Source organism: Peribacillus faecalis, assembly GCF_014712675.1.
GTDB lineage: Bacteria > Bacillota > Bacilli > Bacillales > DSM-1321 > Bacillus_AD > Bacillus_AD faecalis.
In genome coordinates, this window is the sequence record NZ_JACXSI010000002.1 from 12,303 (window position 1) to 35,998 (window position 23,696).

The 23,696-nt window shown below is 40.9% G+C and carries 20 protein-coding genes and 1 pseudogene; 11 read left to right on the plus strand and 10 right to left on the minus strand.

What is annotated here, in order from left to right; translation table 11 throughout:
• Positions 1–21 precede the first annotated feature (21 nt).
• Both IEO70_RS01375 and IEO70_RS01380 read right to left on the minus strand, forming a co-directional pair.
• On the minus strand, positions 22–789 hold the full coding sequence (locus IEO70_RS01375; protein WP_190996565.1) for a TIGR01457 family HAD-type hydrolase: 768 nt from the start codon (positions 787–789) through the stop codon (positions 22–24).
• 147 nt (positions 790–936) lie between these two features.
• A complete protein-coding gene (locus IEO70_RS01380; RefSeq protein ID WP_190996566.1) occupies positions 937–1,788 on the minus strand; it encodes a formate/nitrite transporter family protein in 852 nt (283 codons plus the stop codon).
• A 351-nt stretch (positions 1,789–2,139) separates the two neighbouring features.
• Here IEO70_RS01380 and IEO70_RS01385 point away from each other — a divergent pair, with 351 nt between their 5' ends.
• On the plus strand, positions 2,140–2,832 hold the full coding sequence (locus IEO70_RS01385; protein WP_190996567.1) for a response regulator transcription factor: 693 nt from the start codon (positions 2,140–2,142) through the stop codon (positions 2,830–2,832).
• Positions 2,810–5,032: a sensor histidine kinase gene (locus tag IEO70_RS01390; RefSeq protein WP_190996568.1), complete on the plus strand. Its 2,223-nt coding sequence runs from the start codon at positions 2,810–2,812 to the stop codon at positions 5,030–5,032. Before IEO70_RS01385 ends, IEO70_RS01390 begins: the two co-directional genes overlap by 23 nt.
• 41 nt (positions 5,033–5,073) lie before the next feature.
• Here IEO70_RS01390 and IEO70_RS01395 read toward each other — a convergent pair whose 3' ends face one another.
• The 4 genes from IEO70_RS01395 to IEO70_RS01410 all read right to left on the minus strand — a co-directional run bounded on the left by IEO70_RS01395 (position 5,074) and on the right by IEO70_RS01410 (position 9,786).
• On the minus strand, positions 5,074–5,688 hold the full coding sequence (locus IEO70_RS01395) for a DedA family protein (protein ID WP_190996569.1): 615 nt from the start codon (positions 5,686–5,688) through the stop codon (positions 5,074–5,076).
• 410 nt (positions 5,689–6,098) lie between these two features.
• The gene (locus tag IEO70_RS01400; protein ID WP_190996570.1) at positions 6,099–6,836 is read right to left on the minus strand and encodes a C39 family peptidase; all 738 of its coding nucleotides are present in this window, start codon (positions 6,834–6,836) and stop codon (positions 6,099–6,101) included.
• Positions 6,837–7,039: 203 nt separating this feature from the next.
• Entirely contained in the window at positions 7,040–8,695 is a 1,656-nt protein-coding gene (locus IEO70_RS01405; RefSeq protein WP_190996571.1) for a glutamine--tRNA ligase/YqeY domain fusion protein, read from the minus strand.
• Positions 8,696–8,925: 230 nt separating this feature from the next.
• On the minus strand, positions 8,926–9,786 hold the full coding sequence (locus IEO70_RS01410; protein WP_190996572.1) for a DegV family protein: 861 nt from the start codon (positions 9,784–9,786) through the stop codon (positions 8,926–8,928).
• Positions 9,787–10,040: 254 nt separating this feature from the next.
• On the opposite strand from IEO70_RS01410, the gene purU reads away from it, so the two are divergent.
• The 8 genes and pseudogenes from purU to IEO70_RS20295 all read left to right on the plus strand — a co-directional run bounded on the left by purU (position 10,041) and on the right by IEO70_RS20295 (position 16,670).
• Positions 10,041–10,940, plus strand: a complete 900-nt coding sequence (gene purU, locus IEO70_RS01415) for a formyltetrahydrofolate deformylase (protein ID WP_190996644.1) — start codon at positions 10,041–10,043, stop codon at positions 10,938–10,940.
• 428 nt (positions 10,941–11,368) lie between these two features.
• Positions 11,369–11,713 (plus strand): lmo0954 family membrane protein, encoded by a 345-nt coding sequence (locus IEO70_RS01420; protein WP_190996573.1) that lies wholly within the window; start codon positions 11,369–11,371, stop codon positions 11,711–11,713.
• Positions 11,714–11,734: 21 nt separating this feature from the next.
• Positions 11,735–12,385 (plus strand): PspA/IM30 family protein, encoded by a 651-nt coding sequence (locus IEO70_RS01425; protein WP_190996574.1) that lies wholly within the window; start codon positions 11,735–11,737, stop codon positions 12,383–12,385.
• Positions 12,386–12,479: 94 nt separating this feature from the next.
• Positions 12,480–13,217, plus strand: coding sequence for a cell wall-active antibiotics response protein LiaF (gene liaF / locus IEO70_RS01430; protein WP_190996575.1), 738 nt, complete (start codon positions 12,480–12,482; stop codon positions 13,215–13,217).
• Positions 13,214–14,254 carry a sensor histidine kinase gene (locus tag IEO70_RS01435; protein WP_190996576.1) on the plus strand — a complete coding sequence of 347 codons (1,041 nt, stop codon included), beginning with the start codon at positions 13,214–13,216 and terminating at the stop codon, positions 14,252–14,254. Before liaF ends, IEO70_RS01435 begins: the two co-directional genes overlap by 4 nt.
• Positions 14,244–14,879: a response regulator transcription factor gene (locus tag IEO70_RS01440; protein WP_190996577.1), complete on the plus strand. Its 636-nt coding sequence runs from the start codon at positions 14,244–14,246 to the stop codon at positions 14,877–14,879. The genes IEO70_RS01435 and IEO70_RS01440 overlap by 11 nt, the downstream gene beginning before the upstream one ends.
• 15 nt (positions 14,880–14,894) lie before the next feature.
• Positions 14,895–15,494 (plus strand): annotated as a pseudogene (locus IEO70_RS19895) (HAD hydrolase-like protein).
• A gap of 18 nt (positions 15,495–15,512) precedes the next feature.
• Entirely contained in the window at positions 15,513–16,670 is a 1,158-nt protein-coding gene (locus IEO70_RS20295) for a class I SAM-dependent methyltransferase (protein WP_328820844.1), read from the plus strand.
• A 37-nt stretch (positions 16,671–16,707) separates the two neighbouring features.
• On the opposite strand, the gene IEO70_RS01460 is transcribed toward IEO70_RS20295, so the two are convergent.
• The 4 genes from IEO70_RS01460 to IEO70_RS01475 form a co-directional block, all read right to left on the minus strand.
• Positions 16,708–17,412, minus strand: coding sequence for a gamma-glutamyl-gamma-aminobutyrate hydrolase family protein (locus IEO70_RS01460; RefSeq protein ID WP_190996580.1), 705 nt, complete (start codon positions 17,410–17,412; stop codon positions 16,708–16,710).
• Positions 17,413–17,536: 124 nt separating this feature from the next.
• Positions 17,537–18,586, minus strand: coding sequence for a lactonase family protein (locus IEO70_RS01465; protein WP_190996581.1), 1,050 nt, complete (start codon positions 18,584–18,586; stop codon positions 17,537–17,539).
• A gap of 439 nt (positions 18,587–19,025) precedes the next feature.
• Positions 19,026–20,573, minus strand: a complete 1,548-nt coding sequence (locus IEO70_RS01470; RefSeq protein WP_190996582.1) for an ABC-F family ATP-binding cassette domain-containing protein — start codon at positions 20,571–20,573, stop codon at positions 19,026–19,028.
• Between the two features lie 188 nt (positions 20,574–20,761).
• The gene (locus tag IEO70_RS01475; protein WP_190996583.1) at positions 20,762–22,954 is read right to left on the minus strand and encodes a DNA topoisomerase III; all 2,193 of its coding nucleotides are present in this window, start codon (positions 22,952–22,954) and stop codon (positions 20,762–20,764) included.
• A 167-nt stretch (positions 22,955–23,121) separates the two neighbouring features.
• On the opposite strand from IEO70_RS01475, the gene ybaK reads away from it, so the two are divergent.
• The gene (ybaK, locus tag IEO70_RS01480) at positions 23,122–23,598 is read left to right on the plus strand and encodes a Cys-tRNA(Pro) deacylase (RefSeq protein WP_190996584.1); all 477 of its coding nucleotides are present in this window, start codon (positions 23,122–23,124) and stop codon (positions 23,596–23,598) included.
• Positions 23,599–23,696 lie beyond the last annotated feature (98 nt).

The following is a 23,696-nucleotide window of genomic DNA, read 5'->3' on the forward strand; positions in this document are numbered from 1 at the left end:
TACCCAAGTTTGACTTTTATGTTATTCAAAAGTCAACTCCGCTAAAGAATGTACAGCGTGAGTCGGCTGTTTCTCATAATTTTTCAACAATGCCGGTGTTGTGACGCCTGTATGTACAATCAGTGTATCAAGGCCTGCATTCATGCCGGCCATAATATCCGTGTCATAATTGTCGCCAATCATCAATGTCTCTGATTTGCTGACTCCGAGCACTTCCTGAGCTTGGTTCATGATGACACTCTCCGGTTTTCCGATAAAAATTGGCTTGATGCCTGTCGATACGGAGACTACAGACGTTAAGGAGCCATTGCCCGGTACCAGTCCTCTCTCCGTTGGGATGGCAATATCGCCATTCGTAGAGATAAATGTTGCCCCATTACGTACGGCGAGGCAAGCGATTGATAGCTTTTCATATGTAATTTCGCGGTCAATGCCCATTACGACAAAATCCGGATTTTCCTCTACAAAATTGAATCCTTTTTCTTGCAAAGCAGATGTAACTCCCTCTTCTCCGATCACGTAAACAGAGGCATTTGGGTTTAAATTGAATATATAGTTAGCTGTTGCCTGACTTGTAGTAAAGACATGTTCTGTTGCAGCGGGAATGTTCATTTGCTGCAACTTTTCGGCTACTTGCTTAGGTGTTCTTGAAGAATTGTTCGTAACGAATAAATAAGGCAAACCCCTTCTGTTTAATTCGTGTACAAATTCTCCTGCTTCTTCAATTTTTTCGGCCCCTTTGTACATTGTTCCATCTAAATCAATGAGAAAACCTTTATACTTTTTCAATCAGTTCAACTCCTAAGCGGGTATTTCAGTAAGGAAGATAATTATTTTGGTATCGTACATTATTTTACCATAGTTTTTAGTTGTTATTCTGGATAGCCGGGAATGCAAAAAATCTTCCTTCAATTTGAAGGAAGATTTCTCATAGAATTATTTTTCAGCAGCCTTTAATACAGGTGCTTCTGTTGTAAGAGTGTTATCTCCATCTTTGTCTGGAGCATCTTCGTTTGTTGACTTAGGCGAGTTCAAGTACTTGTACAGCATGCCCATGAACAAAGCACCGCCGACGATATTACCTAAAGTAACCGGGATTAAGTTGCGAATTGCCAATGACCAAGAAATTGTATCCGGGTGATCGTGCAGCAAGGCAACTGAGAAAGTTCCCATGTTTGCAATGCTGTGCTCGTAGCTGGAAATGAAGAATCCGAATACGAAGAAAAGCATGATGAATATTTTCGGTCCGTCACCTTTAACTGTCATTGGCACGTAGAACGCTAAACATACAAGCCAGTTACAAAGAATTGCTCGGAAGAATAGTTCAGAAACTGGTGCGTTCATTTTTGCTTCGGCTGTGCTCATTAAGAATGAGTTGACAGATGGTGAAGCAAATAAACCAGTTAAATAAATGAAATATGCAAAGAATAATGCGCCAATCAAGTTGCCAAGATAAGTTGAACACCACATTTGGAATACTCTTGACCATTTCATTTTGCCATTTAAGGCTGCATACGTGAAGTAGAAGGTGTTTCCGGTAAATAAGTCCCCTCCTCCATATGCAATTAGAATAATGGCTGTACCGAATGTGATAGCCGCAATCGGGTACGCCATCGGATTATGATCTAAGTAAAATAAATTACCTGATTTAAATGCAATAATAACACCAAATCCGATGAAGGCACTTGCTAAGATTGCACGTAAAATGTATTTTACAATGCTTTCGTTAAATATTTTTTGTTTTTTAAGTGCCAGTTGTTCAACACTTTGTAAAGCTACCTTTTCCATGTTACCTCCTAAAGCATCTCCTGATGTATTTTTATTGTAGCCAGAATCAAACTCAATATGTGTGATGCGTAAATGGGAACTAATGTACAAACTGACAGTTCCTATTGAGAACATATGTATCTGACCTCAATGTAAAAAGACGAATAGACAAAAGCCTACTTATCATAACATCTTTAAGCAAAAAACGACAGTAAAAAAGAATATTTCCGTAAATTTTCTGTTATCTTGAAATCGCTTTCATTTTGTATTAAGAAATTCTTAAGTTTTTTCATGAAGGATTATTAAGAAAAGAGCGGTACATTAAAGGTAAGAAATGCAGGTGATATACTTGTGAAGGAGGAGGGGTTGATTGTGTCTCAATATAATGTGTTGGTTGTAGATGATGAACGGGAAATCCGTGACGGTATTGAAATTTACTTGAAAAATGAAGGGATTCATGTGGTCAAGGCTACAGATGGACTTGAAGCACTTGAAAAATTGAATGAGCATCCAATCCACTGTATTGTATTGGATGTCATGATGCCGAAACTTGATGGAATAGCTACGACTTTCAAAATTCGTGAACAAAGGAATATTCCGATTATCATTTTAAGTGCGAAAGCTGAGGATGCTGATAAAGTGTTAGGGCTGCAAATCGGAGCGGACGATTATGTGACAAAGCCGTTCAATCCACTTGAGCTGATTGCCAGGGTGAAGTCACAATTACGCAGATATGTCACGCTCGGTACTTACGAAGGCAGTAAAAAAACAATCAATTTGAACGGTTTGACGCTTGATGAAGAAGCAAAGCAGGTGGAAGTGAATGGGGAACCGGTAAAGCTGACGCCGATTGAATATAGAATAGTCGAATTGCTGATGAAAAACGCGGGTCGTGTTTTTTCCATTAACGAAATATATGAACTGGTTTGGAAAGAACCCGGCTACAATGCAGAAAATACCGTGGCGGTTCATATTCGGAAAATTAGGGAGAAAATTGAAATCGACCCGAAAAATCCAAGATATTTAAAGGTGGTTTGGGGAATTGGATACAAAATGGAGAAGTAAAAAGGTCATCATCATAACCATCCTGCTATTAAGTTTCGGGCTTAGTATGTTTGCCTCAAGTATGACATCAGGCCGTTACATTTTAACAGGAAGCTACTTTGAGTCAAATGACTTCCAGAACAACACGTTCTACAATTATCAGGAGCTGTTGCGTGTTTTTGGTTTAAACAATTGGTCCGAAGAAGTACTAAAGAGCCAAATTACCGTGACTGATGATGAGATTGAAGAACACAGATATCGCTACGGCAATTTATCTGAACAAATCAGTTCCATTAATGATCAATACGAATCGAGAATTGAAGAGCTGAAGGAAGCCGGCAACACTGAAGGTGCTGAAGCATTACAGAAAGAGCGCGACGAAAAGATTCAGGACATCACACTGAACTTCTCAAACGATGAGCATGTCAGTGCGAAAATCAGGCAGGAGAAGGAGCAGGCTATTGACTCGGTGGTCAAGCAGTTAAAGGCAACTGAAAACACTTGGAACCGGTTCAGCAAAGTATTTGACTATTATCTGGTGGATGAAGAAACAGGAGAAGTCTTCACTTCTTTAAGTAAAGAAGAAGCTTCCGATTATGGCCGTTATTTTGCTGAAAATAAAATGAGGTTCGTGGCAACATATACCGAAGACCATCCGCTTGGAATAGATGCCAATATAGCATTTTCACAATACGTGGATTTGAACACTGAGTACTTGCCGAATTTAGAAAGTGACTTTCATTATTATACAGGCTATATCGGAATACCGAAAAGTGTGCCGGCAGCTAACTCACTGGTAGCGCCGATAGAGCAGTTCGAGAAGTTCCGGATTTTTTACATTGGACTTGCTGTTGCAGGGGGAATGTCACTGCTGCTTGGCTTCATCTTTTTGTTTTTCATAAAACCCTTTACAAATGTGAACCGACTGCAAATCAAACTATTCAATAAGTTGCCATTTGATATCCGTACTGTTGCACTACTTTTATCAAGCGCTGTTGGTTTAATGTCGCTTATTCCATTAACGGATATATCTTACTACGTACGCTTAAGGGACTCTGTATTTTATACAACCTACACTGTCGGTGCCGGTCTGTTAGGATTTTCGATATTTCTGGTTGTCACATTCATATATTTAAATAGCATAAAAGGAAGTACGTTTGAAGAACTGTGGAAAGAGACAATTCTTCATAAACTGATGCGTGCGATCCGAGATGCCTTTATTGTAAGAAATGTCGGCATACAACTAGTTGTTTTGCTGGGATGCTTAGTAATTTTAGTACTGTTCATGCTATTTGCACTGACAGTAAACAGCGGAATTATCATGCTCTTTATATTTTTAATCGCTCTAACATTCAGTGTAGTAATCCTGTATATTATTTTCAAACATACCGGCTATTTTAATATTATCGTAAAGATGATACATGATATGGCAAATGGGAAAAATGTCGACGAAATCAAAGTTCCAGGTAAGACTGTATTTGCGCAAGTAGCTACTGATTTAAATTCAATTAAAGATGGAGTGAAAACGTCACAGCGTGAGCAAGTAAAGAGCGAGCGGCTGAAAACGGAACTGATCACTAATGTCAGCCATGATTTGCGCACGCCGTTAACGTCGATTATCACATACACCGATTTGCTGAAAAACGATAATCTTACGGTTGAGGAACGCAATGACTACGTTGCGATTATTGACAGAAAATCAAAACGATTGAAGGTACTGATTGATGACTTGTTCGAAGCTTCCAAAATGGCCACCGGCAATATTGAACTGAACAAGAGTAAAGTGGAAATTGTCCAGCTTCTGCAACAGGCACTAGCAGAACATAATGAACAAATCGAACAATCGCAACTGCAATTCAGAGTGACGTATGATGACCAGCCAATCGAGGTGCATGTGGATGGTCAGAAAATATGGCGTGTGTTTGATAATCTGATCAATAACATTCTGAAGTACTCCATGCCAAACAGCCGTGTTTATGTTGCAGTGAAGAATCGCCCCGATACAGTCGAAATCAGCTTCAAAAATGTATCTCTATATGAGCTTGGCGACAATGTTGACGAATTGTTCGAGCGTTTTAAGCGCGGAGATCAATCACGTCATACAGAAGGGTCCGGTCTTGGACTAGCGATTGCTAAATCAATTATCGACCTTCATGAAAGCGAGATGGATATCGCTGTGGATGGAGATTTGTTTAAGGTGACAATTAGATTGAATAAATAAAGAAAATCCCGCAATACCTGATTCGGTTTGCGGGATTTTTCTTAGTTTCTGCGTTCTTTTCTCTTTCTCATGTACCAAATGACGGCAAGCAGGAAAAGAAGCATTAAAATGACGTACACTACATTAGAGAACATGTCCATATATTGCACGATATCGTGCCAGTTCGAGCCGACCGCTGCACCGACATTGACCAGTATGGTGTTCCAAATGAGTGTGCCGAGTGTGGTGAAAAGCAAAAAAAGGCCAAAACTCATGTTGGACATACCGGCAGGAATTGAAATTAAGCTGCGGACGAGCGGTACGACTCGACAAAAGAAAACAGTCCAAATTCCATAGCGGTCAAACCAAGCATCTGCTTTATATATATCGTCTTTTGTGAGACGAAGGATTTTCCCATAGCGATCAATCAGTTTTTCTAAACGCTCCACATCAAGCAACAGACCTATGCCGTATAAAATGACTGCCCCGAAGACAGATCCGATTGTTGCCGTCATGATAACGCCAACTATACTTAAACCCGTACTGTTCGTCATAAAACCGCCGAAAGTCAATATTACTTCAGAGGGAATAGGAGGGAAGATATTTTCTAGCGCAATTAAGAAAAAAACGCCCCAATAACCGTATTGATCAATTAAATCAATTATCCATGATTCCATATTCGTTTCTCCCTTCATCGCATATCTCATTTAAATCTATTCCCGCATTATCATGCAGTCACTCTTCTTAGGAAATTATTGATTGTTCGGACCTTTTCGGGTTTCATGTTTGAGCCAATTTCCAATTATGAAAACCAACCGGCATCTATTTCTTATATCGATATAATATAAGAGGTTATCTTGATATACCATTCATAGAGCTTGGCCAGTATCCTAATAAATGTGTATGCTTTTGATTCAGCAAAAATGTTTTCTTTTGCTTGAGAGGAGAGATGTTCTGTTAGTCAATCAGATTTTCCGTTTTCATGATGTTAAGCAGTCCGTTGAAGTTGTCCGTATAACTGTAACTTTAATCAGCGGCCAAATGTTAATGCTTTTTCCGCTGATTAGAGAAATGGCAGGTTTGCGCTTTAATTGCTGATGTAAAATGCTTGTCTTCCCATTTGGATCCAAGCTTGTTCAAAATTAACGCGATTGAGCGCAATGTTTTGTTCAGGTTGCAGCGGGTCATTGACATAGACATATTTATCATCGTAGTGAGTTAGCACAACACAGTGCTGACGATAGGTTACTTTCATAGGACCCTCTGCGGTTTGCCATGTAAGAAACTGTTCTTCCGGCAAATAAGAGAAAGAGGCATTCGTTAACATCCAAACGGGAGAGCCTTCATCAATGGCTTCGTATAAAGTATTTGTTGATTGGCCGGTCAGGTTCACAATTAACCTGTGACTGACGTATTGCTGAGCTAAATCAATAATAGGGCCGATATAAACACCCAGACCACTTTTGCTGAAGGTTTCCATATTGCCGACAAATCCCTGATTCATATTTCCTCTTAATCCATTTTTCAGGAACGGTTCATAAGTAATATTTTCTGCCAGTTCCATTTTATCTGCATCAATACCGTGATATTGGAGGATCATTGCCAAACAGGTTACTTCACATCCACGTTCAAGTTCGGGTATTTGCTGTATAAGCGGAACGTCCAATTGCACAGTTGTTATAGGTTCCGAAGTGGCTTCTTCAGCGATGATGGAGCTTTTTTCTGTTGGCGCATGAAAGAATAGTAACTGCAGAAAGAAGACAATGCAAAGCCCCGCAATGGAGAAATACCACAGTTTTTTCTTGTTAGCCGATAAGTGTTTCATCTTGTATAAAATATATAGTGCCTTTGTAAGAAGGCATGCTACATTCTCCTTATTTTGATGTAAAAATAATATAGAGCATAAAACTTAATTGAAACTTATAGTATGAAAATATTAAAGAATTATGCGGCTATTATTTTACAGAGGAAAATGTAAAAACAGGGTGTTTCAGAATCAATCGTTGAAACACCCTGTTTGTATATTTATTAAAGTTTAAACGAGCTTTTTAAAGATACAATCAAGTTGAATACCGGTTTTTCCGGTGTTGACAGTTTTGGATCAACGTTGAAATAACCGTGACGGAAGAATTGGAACTTGTCCCCGCCTTTTACATCTTTCATGTTTTCTTCAACAAAGCCTTCATGAATTTCCAATGAGTTCGGATTCACTTGCTCTAAAAATGTTTTTTCTTCAGAGCCTTCTTCTTCCACTAATAGTGGGTTGAAAAGACGGAATTGCGCTGGCACTGCTTGTGTCGCTTCAACCCAGTGCAATGTACCTTTTACTTTGCGGGCATTAAAGCCTGAACCACTTTTCGTTTCTGGGTCATATGTGCAGTGAAGTTCAATTACGTTGCCGTTTTCATCTTTGATGACTTCTTCGCATTTGATGAAGTAAGCATGTTTTAAGCGTACTTCATTTCCAGGGAAGAGACGGAAATATTTCTTCGGCGGGTTCTCCATGAAATCATCTTGCTCGATATAAATTTCACGAGAGAACGGAATTTTACGCATGCCCATTTCCGGATTTTCCGGATTGATTTCTGCATCCAGCATCTCCACTTGACCTTCCGGATAGTTCGTAATCACTACTTTAAGCGGTTTTACGATACCCATTGTGCGCGGCGCTTTTAATTTCAAATCTTCGCGTACAAAGTGCTCAAGGAATTGAATATCGACAGTGCCGGACGTTTTCGCTACGCCGATCTCACGGCAGAAATTACGGATGCTCTCAGGTGTAAATCCTCTTCTGCGCAAACCTGAAATAGTCGGCATGCGAGGATCATCCCAGCCATCAACAAAACCTTCATCGACAAGCTGCTTCAGTTTACGTTTACTCATAACTGTATCTGTTAGGTTTAAGCGGCCAAATTCGTATTGGTGCGGCACATTCTCCATTTCGCACTTTTCAACTACCCAGTCATAGAATGGTCTTTGGTCTTCGAATTCCAGCGTACAGATAGAGTGTGTGATGCCTTCAATTGCATCTTCTAATGGGTGTGCAAATGCATACATAGGGTAGATGCACCACTTGTCGCCTGTGTTATGGTGAGTGGCATGCGCAATACGGTAGATGACAGGGTCGCGCAAGTTGATATTTGGCGAACTCATATCAATTTTAGCGCGCAATACTTTTTCACCATTGCCGAATTTGCCTTCTCTCATTTGCTCAAACAGCTCTAGGTTTTCTTCGACAGTGCGATTGCGGTAAGGGCTGTCTTTTCCGGGCTCTGTCAATGTGCCGCGGTATTCGCGAATTTCATCAGCTGATAAATCATCGACATAAGCAAGGCCCTTTTTAATCAGCAGAACTGCTTTTTCGTACATTGTGTCAAAATAATCGGATGCGAAGAATAGGTTATCCCAATCGTATCCAAGCCATTTCACATCTTCTTTAATAGAGTCGACATACTCTTGGTCTTCTTTTACCGGGTTTGTATCGTCAAAACGCAAATTCGTTTTACCGTTAAATTCATCGGCTAGACCGAAATTCAGCACGATGCTTTTCGCGTGTCCGATATGCAGGTAACCATTCGGCTCCGGCGGGAATCGGGTAATAATCGCGTCATGCTTGCCGCTTTTTAGATCCTCAATGACAATGTTTTTTATAAAATTTGATGCTACAGGTGTATTTTCACTCACAATTTCGACCCTCTTTCGTTCTCTACGTTTACCTTAAATTATATAAAAAAAATGGATGCTATACAAAGAATGGTTTTTAAGTGTAAATATAGCATACTAGCGGAATATTTTCTAACCTCTTGAATGGAAAAAACCTTTCTCATAACTAATTTGTTTCGCAGAGAAAGGTTTTATTGATTTGTGTTTGAATGTAGTTTCATTTCAAGAAGTCATATTTAGGAGATGTTCAATCAAAAGTGCGGATCTTTATTGGCCCACGCTAAAACAACAGTCCCTTCACCGGAATGGACAGAAATGGTGGCAGTCAATTCACAGATTACTACTTCCTTAATTCCAGGGAAGCGATTTAGAAATAGCTCTTTGTATTCAAGTGCTTTTTCTAAAACATTTCCGTGCATAATGTATAACTTATCAATTGCTCCTTTTGCATTAGCCTTTTCAAAAAGCTCCAGCATGCGTTTTGTTGCCCGTTTTTCAGAACGCACCTTTTCAAAAAGATCAAACTTCCCGTCATAAATACGGATAATCGGCTTTATGTTAAGAAGATTGCCTATTAAATATTTTGTTCCTGACATTCTTCCACCTTTATAAAATTGATCAAGGTTGCCTAGAACCATGTACGTTTCAATTTTTCTGGACTCCTCACGCAATTGTGCTGCGATTTCTGTATAAGAAAGGTTTTGTTCAGCCAATTCCATGCCGATTTCAATTAAGCGTGTGATCGCAACTGACATCGCTTTGCTGTCTACCACTTCAACAGGGAAGTTAGCTAAATCTCCTCCGGTCTTGCAGCTTGACATTGTTCCGCTCAAATCTGAAGAAATGGTAATGCCAATTGCTGCTTCATATTTTCCCTTTAGCTGTTCGAACAGCTCAGCAAACTTTCCAGGAGACGGCTGTGACGTCTTTGGCACTTCTTTCTCCGTGTTCAGCTTTGCGTATAACTTGAGCGGGTCTAGATTGACGCCGTCTTCATATGTTTCGTTACTGAACGTAATCGTTAACGGAACTACGTATAGATCCGGATGATTTTGCAATTCCTCTGGAATATAAGCAGTGCTGTCAGTAACCCAAGCAATTTTCTTAGTCATATAATTGAACCTCTTTAAGATTTTTCTATACTGAAATAGTTAGTTGTTTTTATTATATCCATACTTGTTTTGAGAGAATATGTATTTATTCTTTATTGTACTTTATTTATCCCTCATACACTAATGGTAATTAGGAAAATATCATGAACCTTGAAAGAGGTTGAAATAGGCAAAATGAAAATGCGAAATGTTAACAGAACTACTCGATTTTTATATATAATTGTGAATAATCGAACAGTAAAGGGTTGAGTATGATGAAAGAAATCATAAAAAATCAAATTGACTCACATAAAGCACAATATGAAAACCGGGGCCGCCTGCTGATTACATGTCCGGATCAGCCTGGTATTGTTTCCGCGGTGTCAACGTTCCTGTTCTCAAAAGGAGCAAATATCATTGAAAGTAGTCAATATTCTTCTGATCCGAATGGCGGAACTTTTTTTATCCGTTTAGAATTTGAATTAGAGCAATTGCAACAGCTTCGCGTAGAGCTGGAAAATGATTTTCAGCCGGTAGCAGAGCAATTTTCAATGGAATATTCCTTCCGCTATGTATCTCAGCTGAAGCGGACAGCCATTTTTGTATCAAAAGAACCGCATTGTTTGCTTGAGCTGCTTTGGGAATACCAAAGCGGAGATTTAATGATGGATATTGTCATGGTAATCAGCAATCATGAAGACACAAGAGAAATTGTCGAATCTATAGGCATACCGTTTTACTATATCCCTGCCAACAAAGATATTCGCAAGCAAGTAGAAGAAAAGCAAATTAAGCTTTTAAAGGATAATAATATTGATGTTATTGTATTAGCACGCTATATGCAGATTTTGACGGAGAAATTTGTGGCGGAGTTCCCTAATCAAATCATCAATATTCATCATTCCTTCCTGCCGGCTTTCGTCGGTGCTCGTCCGTATGAACGCGCATTCGAACGCGGCGTGAAATTGATTGGTGCGACATCTCACTATGTGACGAATGATTTGGATGAAGGTCCGATTATCGAACAGGATATTAAGCGTGTTGACCACCGTGACACAGTGGAACGATTGAAGAAAATTGGCCGCACGATTGAGCGAAGCGTGCTTGCTCGCGCGTTGAAGTGGCATTTGGATGATCGTGTGATTGTCCATAAAAATAAAACAATCCGTTTTTAAAACCAACATGAAAAGGAATAATAAATGCGTTTATGCACAGTCAGGGAGTCCGTTAGAGATAACGGGCTTTTTTGTATTGAAATGCTCTCAAGGAGGATATCAAAAATAGAAAAGGACCGGTGACAGTTGTGTGAGAATATATTTTTTGGAACGAAGATGGCTGTCTAACCTTACACCTCTCATACTCGAAGGTCTACAGGATGTAGGTTATATCAGCGAAGACATGCGGACGTGGCGCTTATAGCTGATGTCCCCTACTGCCTCCCCGAAGAGTCCATAAGACGGTTTCGCGAGAGCCTCAGTTCAGGTGCTAAACGAGGCGCTTGAGCTTTGTTATAAGCCTCAAGTAGTACATGAAAATATAGCGCAGGTCGATTATAGAAAATTGTGCAAATAGCTAAGATAGAAGTATGAAAGGAGGAACGGACATGAAAAAATTTGGTTTGTTTATTATTGGAGGAATTGCCGCCATTGTGCTGCTTGCTAACTTCGTACCGATGCTCGGCCTTGCAATTACATTAGGAATTGGCTATCTGGTGTTGAGGGAGTTTTTGAAGGCTCAATCAACAGGCGCTAAAGTTTTATGGGGACTGACTGGTTTACTGGTTGTATCTATGGCGATCTCAAACCTTCCGTCCGTAATTGGTTTAGTGGCAGCGTTTGTTCTGTATGTAGTTTATAAGAAATGGAATGAACGAAAAGTCACCAAAGAAGACAACGATAGTGATCCATTCTCAAACTTTGAGACTGAGTGGGCAAAATTGAATAAATAATTGTAAGAGGAGATGGAAAAAATGAGCAACATTTTTACACGTATGGTAAACAGTTTAACAGCAGATGTAAATGAATTATTGGATAAAAAAGAAGAAAGCAACCCGATAAAAATGCTGAATCAATATTTAAGACAATGCGAGCAGGAAGTTGAAAAGGTTCGTCAGTTAGTAGAACGCCAATATCGTTTGAAGGAAGAGCTGAAGCGCGAGTATGCGGAAGCGAAGCGTTTCTATGACAAGCGAGCTCACCAAGTAGAAGTTGCTTCAAGAGCTGGCGAAGTTGAACTTTATGACTTTGCTTTAGCGGAAAAAAATCAATATGAGGAACGGGTCGCGCGTCTGGAAACAGCTATTGCAGAAGCGAGCAAACAGCTAGATGAGCTGGAGTTCAAATATGCAGAAATGAAACATAAGCTAAAGAATATGCAATTAAGACGTTTAGAGTTAATGGGGCGCGAAAATATCGCCCGTGCCAATCAGCGTATAAACTTTGTATTGGATCCTGAGCAAAAGGCTCAAGGAAAAGCAGGAGCAAAATTTGAGGAAATGGAATATTATATGAACCGTTTGGAGAAGAAGGTGGAAACCGATTATATTCGACAAACTATCGATGCGAGAATTGAAGAGCTTGAAAATAAAGAGAAAAACAATGAAAGCAATTTAACTCCATAATATAAACATGGTATGCTATGGAAGGTGCAGTATGGGCTGCACCTTTTCGATATTTGGTGAAAAACGGCTGATAATTAGAGAGGAGGAGTTCCTTTTGGTACAAAAGACAAAATCGGACTTATTTTATAATTTTTTATTATTTGCGATCGTTATTATTTTAATTGAAATTGCTTTTTTTAATGAGGGCTTTCTCTTTTCTGCTTTTATATCTGCTATTTTTATTTATTACGGTAAGAAGAGATATCATCGAACAATCGGCAAGCTGTCGCTCTTTATCGGGGGGGCGACAGCACTTTTGACGATTTTGAATATGGTGACATTCAAATTCTTGCTGTTGGCCATCTTTCTATTGTTAGTATACCGATTCTTTCAATCTAAAAAACATCCAGCGATCTATAAGGCATCTAATGCAAACGGAGAGCAGCAAAACGCGGAGCCGGAGCAAATTCATAAAAAACCGCTGTTATTCAAAAACACAATCATTGGCGGGCAATCGACGCCAAATAAAGTATATGAATGGAACGATATTAACATTCAGAGCGGCATCGGCGAATTTGTCGTTGACTTAAGCGAGACTGTATTACCAAAGGGTGAGTCGGTTATCTGTATTCGCAATTTATTTGGTTCAGTGCATATTTATGTTCCTTTTGAACTGGAGGTAGAGATCGTTCACTCTGTTGCGGTTGGCAACGTCAAAATTTTTAACAATGAAGAGCCTAAAATGTTTAATCAAAACATTCACTACCATACGAGCCAATATGATCAAGCGGAGCAGAAGCTGAAAATTGTCACAAGTACAGTTGTCGGAAGCTTAGAGGTGAAGCGGGTATGAACATGATTCAACGTCAAATTATGCAAGGGATGCTCTATTCACTGTCTTTGACTGTATTAATCGTGCTTGCGTTTACATTTGTTTTTCCGGTTGACTTAATGAGGGAACTATGGGACAGAAATACGATGGGCTTACCGTTTATCGTGTTTATCCCATTATGCAGCGCAGTAATTGGGGCGATTGCAGGAGGAGTATCCGGTTACTATACTCGTCAACAGTTCGTCAAAATTAGCCGTGATTTGTCCGATATGGAGCTCGGCAAGTATGTGAACATTGCCGGTAGCAGTACCATACAGGAAGTTAATAGTATCTATGACAGGATAGATAGATTGCAAAAGCAGATGGCGAACCAAATTGCAACCTCTCAAAAGCTAGCTAATGAGCGCTCCGAGGAGCAGGAAAAGCGGATTCAGGAGATTGTGTCCCAAGAAAGAAACCGATTGGCGAGAGAGCTTCATGATTCCGTCAGTCAACAGCTATTCGCAGCATCGATGCTGATGAGTGCAATCAATGAAAGTGAACATGGTGAGCAGCAAGATAAGCAACTGAAATTAGTCGAAAACATCATACAGCAATCGCAGCTGGAAATGAGAGCGTTGCTGCTTCATTTGCGTCCTGTTCCTTTGAAGGGAAAATCGTTGAAGGAAGGGATGGAGGAGCTGCTTGTCGAATTAATGCAGAAAGTACCGATGAAAATCACGTGGAAAATCGAGTCGGTTGAATTGGATAAGGGAGTCGAGGATCAGCTTTTTCGTATACTGCAGGAATCATTATCCAATACGCTTCGTCACTCGCAAGCTTCATCTCTGGAGGTTTACCTTGTGAAGCGGGAAGGTATGGTTATAATGATTGTTTCCGATGATGGGGTAGGATTTGATTTGGAAACATCGAGAACAGGAAGCTATGGACTGCAGAATATGCATGAAAGAGCGCTTGAAGTCGGGGGCACATTCAAAATTGTGAGCGTGAAGAACAAGGGGACCCGTTTAGAGGTGAAGGTTCCGATTATAGTAAAGGATGATCGTCATGAAAATTAGAGTATTATTTGTAGATGACCACGAAATGGTTCGAATCGGCGTTTCAGCCTTTCTTTCCTCGCAGCCTGACATAGAAGTTGTAGGAGAAGCATCTGACGGCAAAGAAGGAGTAGAAAAAGCGCTACAGCTAAAGCCGGACATCATTTTGATGGACTTGGTCATGAAAGAAATGGACGGAATAGAGGCCACAAAGGAAATTGTTCAACTATGGCCGGAAGCGAAAATCATCATTGTCACGAGCTTTTTGGATGATGAGAAGCTGTACCCAGCACTAGAAGCAGGAGCGACCAGTTATATGCTGAAAACATCGAAAGCAAGTGAAATTGCTGATGCAGTGCGCTCGACATTCCATGGTCAATCGGTTTTGGAGCCGGAAGTGACCGGAAAAATGATGGAGCGCATGAGAAAGCCCAAGCACTCAGAGCTTTATGAAGATTTGACCAATCGTGAAATGGAAGTTCTTTTGCTGATGACGGAAGGAAAAAGCAATCAGGAAATTGCGGATAAGTTATTCATCTCTTTAAAAACAGTAAAGGTACACGTTTCAAATATTTTGAGCAAATTAGAAGTGCAGGACCGCACGCAAGCTGTTATTTATGCGTTTAAGCATGCGCTTGTCAAATAAGAGGAGGGGTTTAACATGAAAAAATGTGCCATATTTGATTTTGATGGTACGTTAGCCAATTCGAAGGCCGTCGCGCTAGGGGTCATTAACCAATTGGCGGAAACCCATGGATTTCCGAAATTTTCTCCGGAGAAGGCAACAATGATGCATGGTCAGGAAAAAACATTGCTTTCTAAATTTCCGCTCATTGCGGATGACTTTTATAGACTTTATAAAGAATCGATACAAGAAATTCCGCTATTTGACGGCATTCGTGATTTGCTTGTGCAACTGCGGAATCTTGGTGTGGAGATTGCCGTCATTTCATCAAATGAGGAGAGTAATATACGTGAATATTTCCTTAACCATGGAATGAGTTTCATTACGGAAGTGTATACTTCAAATGACTTATAAGGCAAAGATACGATGATTGATGATTTTTGCGAGAAACATCAATATTCAAAGGATGAAGTTATTTATATTGGCGATGAGGTACGTGATATTCGTGCTTGCCATAAAAGCGGCATCAATGTTATTTGGGTGAGTTGGGGCTATGACGCAGAGGAACATGCCTTAGTGGAAAAACCGACATTTACAGCACATGAACCATCTGAGCTATTAGCTTTTATGAAATGAAAATAAAGGAGTATGCAAGTGAAACAACTAGAGATTATACAAGCAGTTGCTTATCGATTAGAGCAGGCTAAGATTCCGTATACATTTGTCGAAGAGGCAGCTTTATGTGTGCAAGGAATGGCGGCTCATTGTCCATCTGTCAAAGTGCTGGTGCAATGGGATGTCTTTTCGGCATGCTATGAGCTTTTTGCGAAGGAGAACCGCACTGAAATCGAAAAAAAAGCGGTAAAAGCGGAGTTTACAGTACAGTTCGAAGAAATGGCGGTTCATATTTTCTGTCTTTTCAATACAACTGTAAGGACTGATCCTTATCGAATTAAGGAAGGTGGCGTTTGGTGCCGTTCCTTATACAGCTATATGTATGGAGTTGACTTTACGGACTATAAAACGGAGATTGTCCGCTTTTTACATAATAAGCAACAAGCATTGACGGCACAAAACGAGCAGGCTTGGAACCAAAATAATTACCAGGCACTCTTAGCACGTTACGGCCAACCGAAAGAAGTGGCAGAGAAAATCAAGCAAAACCCGGAGTGGCGCATATATCCGTTCGGCCAATATATGCCTGACTTAAAAGATAAAAAGGTGCTCCATTTACTTGGTTCAAACGGCGTAAAAGCAACGGCTATGGCACTGCTTGGAGCGGATGTGACAGTTGTCGACTTTTCTCAGGAAAATGCGAAGTTCGCTAATGAATTAGCGCATGAGGCTGAAGTGGACATTCACTATATCGTGTCAGATGTCTTTTCGATATCGGAAATGCATGGTGAGTTTGACTATGTGCTGATGGAACTTGGAGTTTTACATTACTTCATCACCCTGGAGCCGTTAATGCATTTGATTAAAGATAAGCTTGCAGTTGGCGGGCATTTTATTTTGCATGAATTCCACCCGATTTCTACAAAGCTGATTACTTCAAGCGGCAAAAAGCATAAAGTAACCGGTAATTACTTTGCGCCGGAATTGACGTATCAAAGTGTGGCTTTTTCGAAACATATGCCGGATGGCGTGCAGGAAGAATTGATGCAAACAGTGCAGCGCAAATGGACAATCGGCGAGTTGGTCACATCTGTTGCAGCCTCCGGTTTGAGAATTCATTCTTTGCAAGAAGAGCCGAATCATAAAATACATGATATAGGCTTGCCTAAAACGTATACACTTATAGCTGAAAAGTAAGAACAGCCGCCTACAGAGGGCGGCTTCTTTTGTTTTTTTATTTGATGCAGGCATTGATGAAGCGCCTGAATAGTGAACCGGCAAAAGCGTCATCTGTCGCAAACATATTTTCCGGATGCCATTGCACGCCTAAAACAAACTTTTTGCTGCTGCTTTCGATGGCTTCAATAATACCATCGTTTGCGGTTGCAGAAATCGATAAATATGGAGAAATGCGACGAACGGCTTGATGATGGTAGCTGTTGACTCTCATTCTTTCTGACTGGGCAATCTCATATAACAGTCCGTCTTTTTTTATATTAATATAATGAGAGGTATGGTAACGAGGGGCAATTTGCGTATGCTGGATTAACTCAGTTTGTATTTGAGAATAAATATCTTGATATATATCGCCGTCCAGCGCGATATTCAATACTTGGCAGCCTCTGCAAATGGCCAATATCGGCTTATTTAAGTAAAACATCTTTTTAATAATGCTCATCTCGAATCGGTCTCTTTCCGGGCAAACAGACCTAAGATTTTGATGTGGCTCCTCCCCGAAAGTCAACGGATCAATGTCGCCGCCGCCTGTCACCAGTAGACCATCAATGCTTGCTATTATTTCATTCTCTGCTTCTTCCGGAGGAACGTTGGGAAGCACAATAGGAACGCCTCCTGCCAAAGTGACGGACTGAATGTTGTCGGTTGATAGCGTCAACAAGCCATTTCTTAAATTAGATGTAATGCCGATAAGCGGTTTCATATATAATTATCTCTCCTTCATATTTTCGGTTGGATAATTATATATATGTCTGTTTTCCAGTTATTCCCCGGCAAAAACAAAAGCCGATTCAATTCGTGATTGAAATCGGCTAAACATCATTTGCTTATTGCTTATTTAAAAACTTTACGCAAACAGGAGAAGGAACAGCTACATTAGATTGAAGCAATGTCAATCTGCCTGTTTCCTTGTCGCGTTCAAATACTGTTAGATTATTAGATTCTTGGTTGGCTACGATAAGGAATTCTTCGTTCGGATCTAAAGAGAAATCGCGAGGCCATAATCCTTGTGTAGGTGTATGTTCGACAAATGACAACTTGCCTGTCTCTTCATTCACTTTAAATACTGCAATACTATTGTGGCCACGGATGCTAGCGTAAACGAAACGACCGTCAGCAGACACGTGAATAGCACCTGCTTGGCTCTTGAAGCGATAATCCAGTGGCACAGCTATATCATACTGAATTTCATGGAAACTGCCGTTATCAGGGTTATAAGTTAAAACGATAACTTCGTTACTCAACTCAGTGATGATATAGGCATACTTGCCGTTCGGATGAAAAGCAATATGTCTCGGGCCGCAGCCTGGCGCAAGCGATAGTGATTGCACTTTTGTTAATGTGAAATCTGCCAGTTTATATGTTTCTAAAGTATCGGTGCCTAGATCAATAGCAACAACATATTTTTGATCAGGTGTGAAGCCTGCAAAATGAACGTGCGGCTTTTCTTGACGTTCGGTATTAGGACCGCTTCCTTCATGCAGTATGACAGATGTAACAGATTGTACAGCTCTGTTATGTACCGGATGGGCCTCAATAGAACCTCGGTGATAGTTTGCGATTACAACGTTCTTTTCATGCTCATCTACACTAATATGACATGGTGACGGGCCTTCTGTCACTTGCATATTAACGAACTCAAGCGCTCCGTCTGCATGATTGATTGCATAAGAAGCAACCCCTCCAAGAGAGCCTTTTTTAGCGACGGAATAAAGAGCGTCTTGATCAGCGCTTATGCACAAATAAGTCGGATTTTCGACTTCTGCAACTAAGTGGATATCGCCTATTTCTCCTTTTGTTGTGTGAAGAGTAAACGAATAAATGCCCTTGCTTTCATGGTTTGTATAGGTACCGATATAACCTTTAATTTTTGTCATTTTTTATACCTCCAATCTAGGTGATAACTCTATTTTATCATACTATTTAAAAGGTTCTTTCTATGAAAAATAATCCAATAACTATATTGATATAAAGAAATGTTTAACGGATGATATTCTAAGAAAATATTCTACTATAAAGCAGGGTAGGAGAGTTAAAGAGTAGAGGATTTTTTTAGGAAGAACCATTGGGAGGCATGCTCTTTCTGTTGATTGGAGCGGAGGGCGACGACTCCTGCTCAGACGAAGCGGGCAGGCCGATACATCGTGAGAACGAAGACAAGGAGGCTGGGTGCCTTGCCCCGTGGAAAGCATCCGCCTGCAGCATCAACGAATGCGCTGAATCGTGCAAATAAAAAAGACCATCTAAAGCAGAACGACATTCGAAACAAATGCCATATCTTTAGATAGTCTCCAAAAGGACCGATGACGGTTTTTCTTATTTTTGGTTAGCCCAAGCTTCTACGTTCCATTCTTTTGTCACCCAGTCTTTATAGAAATCAGGTTCGTGGGAAACAAGTACAACTGTACCTTTGTAAGCTTTCAGTGCACGTTTTAGTTCTTCTTTTGCCGTTACGTCCAAGTGGTTTGTCGGTTCATCGAAAAGCACCCAGTTGCTTTCTTCCATCAGCAGTCGGCAAAGGCGGACTTTCGCTTGCTCTCCACCGCTTAGTTGGCTCATCGGACGGGCAATATGCTCATTCTTAAGACCGCAGCGGGCAAGTGCCGCACGCACATGGCTTTGCTCCATATTCGGATAAGCGTTCCAAATATAGTCGATTGGCGTAATGTTCTCAGCTTTTACTTCTTGTTCGAAGTATACCGGCTCCAGAAAATCACCGCGTGTGATTTTTCCGCTTAAAGGAGGGATAACGCCAAGAATTGTTTTTAATAGCGTTGATTTACCGACACCGTTGCAGCCGACGATGGCAATTTTGTCGCCACGTTCGATGGTCATTGACATCTTTGGAAGCAGAGGATGCGTATAACCGATTTCGAAATCTTCTCCTTCGAATACCCAGCGGCTGCTGGCTCTCGTTTCCTTGAATTCAAAAGTCGGCTTCATTGCTGTTTCCGGACGGTCAATCCGTTCCATACGGTCAAGCTGCTTCTGACGGCTCTTTGCACGGCCTGTTGTTGAATAGCGCGCTTTGTTTTTTGCGATGAACTCTTCTTGCTTCTTAATAAATTCCTGCTGTTTTTCATAAGCGTTAATGTGTTGGTTCTTATGGAGCTCAGCAAGCTCCAAAAACTTCTCGTACGTTGCTGTGTAGCGAGTCAATTTCGCGAATTCCAGGTGGAAAATAACATCTGTTGATGCATTCATGAATTCCGTATCATGCGAAATCAAAATGAAGGCATTTGGATATTCTCGCAAATATTTTGCTAACCAATTGATATGCTCTTCGTCCAAGTAGTTGGTCGGCTCATCTAGAAGAAGCACTTGCGGTTGCTCAAGCAATAGTTTAGCGAGCAATACTTTTGTTCTTTGTCCACCGCTCAGTGCCGCTACGTCTCGCTCAAGACCGATGGCGTCAAGTCCAAGACCGCGGGCAGCATCCTCAATCTTTAAATCCAGTGTGTAAAATCCGCCTGCATCTAGCTGGTCTTGAAGCTCAGCCATTTTCTCAAGCAATACTTCAAGCTCTTCCGGAGAAGCTTCTCCCATTTTGCCAGTTACTTCGTTTAGTTCCTCTTCCACTTTAAATAGGTGGGCAAACGCATCTTGAAGCACATTACGGATTGTTTTGCCTGGTGTTAGGTTTGTGTGCTGATCCAGATATCCGTACACAACGCCCGGTGTCCATTGCACTTTCCCTGTGTCGTGGATTTGCTGGCCAGTGATGATATTCATTAAAGTCGATTTGCCGACACCGTTTGCTCCGACAAGTCCGACGTGCTCATTATTCAATTGAAGTGATACATTTTTAAACAGCATTCGATCGCCAAAGCTGTGACTTAAACCTTCTACAGATAACAAACTCATTTATATAGTTCAACTCCTGAAATTTTCGTTACACATAGTGTTTCTATTGTATTCGACAAGGTGATTTAAAGTAAAGCGGAAAAATCGGGGCATGTCCGAAATGGATAAGAAGGGTATTGCAACAACAGGAAAAAGGCCTCTCGGAAGCTATATTTCACTTCCGGGAGGCCGATTGAAATCCTGAAGAATTAGTCGTCGAATTTCATGCCTTTCAACAAGTCGGCAAATGGATTATTGATTGGTTCTTCTTCTTTATTTTGTTGCTTCAAGTATTTTTGAACAGTTCGTTTATCGACCTTACCGCGTGATTCTTTCTTTCTTCTTGCTTCAAAAGCGCTCAGCTTTTCTCGGTATCCGCATTTACATACGAAAATTTGACCATCGCCTTCACCGCGAAGCTCCAATTTCTTCTTGCATTGCGGACATCGTGCATTCGTTACCCGGGATACATTTTTACGGTGACCGCACTCGCGGTCTTGGCAGACAAGCATTTTTCCTTTTTTGCCGTTCACTTCAAGCATTGGTTTGCCGCAATCCGGGCAAGTTTTTGTCGAAATGTTGTCGTGCTTATACTTTTTGTCACTAGCTTTAATTTCAGCGACGATTTCTTTTGTATGTTTTTTCATTTCGTTAATGAATACTTCTTTTTTTAGCTTACCGTTGGCAATCAGCTCAAGCTTTTGCTCCCACTCGGCTGTAGTCGCAGGCGAGCGCAGCTCTTCAGGCACTAAATCAAGAAGCTGACGTCCTTTTGACGTAATATGGATCTCTTTGTTGCCACGCTTCTCAATTAAGAATGAGTTAAACAGCTTATCGATAATATCTGCCCGTGTCGCAACTGTCCCAAGTCCGCCGGTGGCTTTTAGCGTGTCGGCAAGCTCTTTATTGTTGCTGTTCATATATTTAGACGGGTTTTCCATTGCTGATAACAAGGTTGCTTCCGTGAAACGGGCCGGTGGTTTTGTTTGGCCGGATGTTTCGGCAATTAATTTTGTTTTTAGTACATCGCCTTGTTGAAGTTTCGGCAATAGTTGCTCTTTTACATCTTCTGCTTGATCATCGTCCTCGAATCGATTTTCATAGACTTCCTTCCATCCTGCTTGTAGCACAGTTTTTCCTTTAGCGATGAAAGTCTCGTTGCCGATTTTTGCGTGTACAGTCAGTTGCTCATATTCGTGGGCAGGGAATAGTACCGCTAAGAAACGTTTGACGACAAGGTCGTAAATTTTACGTTCTTTGTCAGAGAAAGATGAGAAGTTGACATACCCTTCAGTCGGAATGATTGCATGGTGATCACTCACTTTGCTGTCATCGACAAATGCTTTAGAAGGTTTGATTGGCTTGCTCAGCACTTTGTTAGCAAGTGGTCGATATTCACTGACTCCGCATGCTTTTAATCGTTCCGGAAGCGTGCCCACGATGTCTGATGATAGATAGCGCGAATCGGTACGCGGATACGTTAATACTTTGTGGGACTCATAAAGACTCTGCATAATTTTTAATGTTTCTTTGGCAGAATAGCCAAACAGCTTATTGGCATCGCGTTGCAGTTCAGTTAAATCGTAAAGCGCCGGAGCGAACGATTTTTTCGCTTTTCGGTCAATCGCTGTCACGGTTGCATCTTTACGGCCGAGCGATTGGACGATAGTATCAATTTTTTCTTTATTAAAGCTGCGGCTATTGCCGTTCTTGTCTTGCCATGTCAGTTTAATGGACTCTGTTTGTGCTTCAATTCCGTAGTAAGTTTGCGGTTTGAAGTTTTTAATCTCATCTTCTCGCGCTGCAATCATCGCGACAGTCGGAGTTTGCACACGTCCACAATTCAGTTGCGCGTTGAATCGTGTTGTCAAGGCACGAGTTGCATTCAATCCAATGTACCAGTCAGCTTCTGAGCGTGCAACGGCTGCGGCATACAGATTGTCATACTGTTTGCCTGGTTTTAAGTTTTGGAAACCAGCTTTAATCGCTTTATCCGTCACTGATGAAATCCAAAGTCGTTTGATCGGTTTTTTTACATTGGCTTTCTCAAGTATCCAACGGGCCACCAATTCACCTTCACGTCCTGCGTCTGTCGCGATGATGACTTCGTTGACGTCCTGACGTGCTAATTGCGATTTAACAGCTTGAAATTGCTTGCCGGATTGCTTAATGACTGTCAATTTCATTCGGTCGGGAAGCATCGGCAAGTCTTCTAAATTCCATGTTTTATATTTGGCATCATACACTTCGGGATCGGCCAGCGTCACCAAATGCCCTAATGCCCATGTGATAATGTAACGGTCTCCTTCTAAAAATCCGTTGCCTTTCTTCGTACATTTCAATACGTTTGCGATATCTCTGGCAACGGAAGGTTTTTCAGCTAAAACTAAGCTTTTTGCCATATTTATTCCTGCTCCTTTATATGCGTTGTATTGTCTACTATAACATATTAAGTTATTCTGATATTACATGTACGGATAGTGAACCTTTTAAATTGTTTGATTGCCGTCGAATTAGAGCGTAAAAAGTCGGAGAGGATAAATAACATGAACAGTAAGGAGTTTTTCAGATGGCAAAAGGAAAAACAAATGCAATGAGATTGCTTGATTCGGCAAAGGTACCGTATGAAGTGCTGTCTTATGAATCGAAGGACGGCAAAATTGACGGCCTTTCTGTTGCCGAAAAAATCGGTAAAGATCCTGAAATTGTATATAAAACATTAGTTGTTCAAGGATCCAGCAAGGAGGTGTATGTGTTTGTTATACCAGCTGGAGCTGAGCTGAGCCTGAAAAGGGCAGCTGCAGCAGCCGGTGAGAAAAAGGTGGAAATGGTTGCCGTTAAAGATATTCAAAAACTGACCGGTTATATTCGGGGAGGTTGTTCGCCAATCGGAATGACGAAGAAATATCAGACATTCATTCACGAAGCGTGTAAAGGCAAAGGCGAAATCATTGTAAGCGGCGGGAAAATTGGCATGCAAGTATCGTTGGAACCTGATCGTCTTGCGGAACTGACATCAGCCCGCTTTGTAAATATTACTCAATAGGCCAAGGACTGCTGAGAAGTTATAAATTGCTTCTCGGCAGTCCTTTTTTGTAAGGAGACAGAAGGAACTGCAAATCTTGAGCATGCGCCCCGCCGATG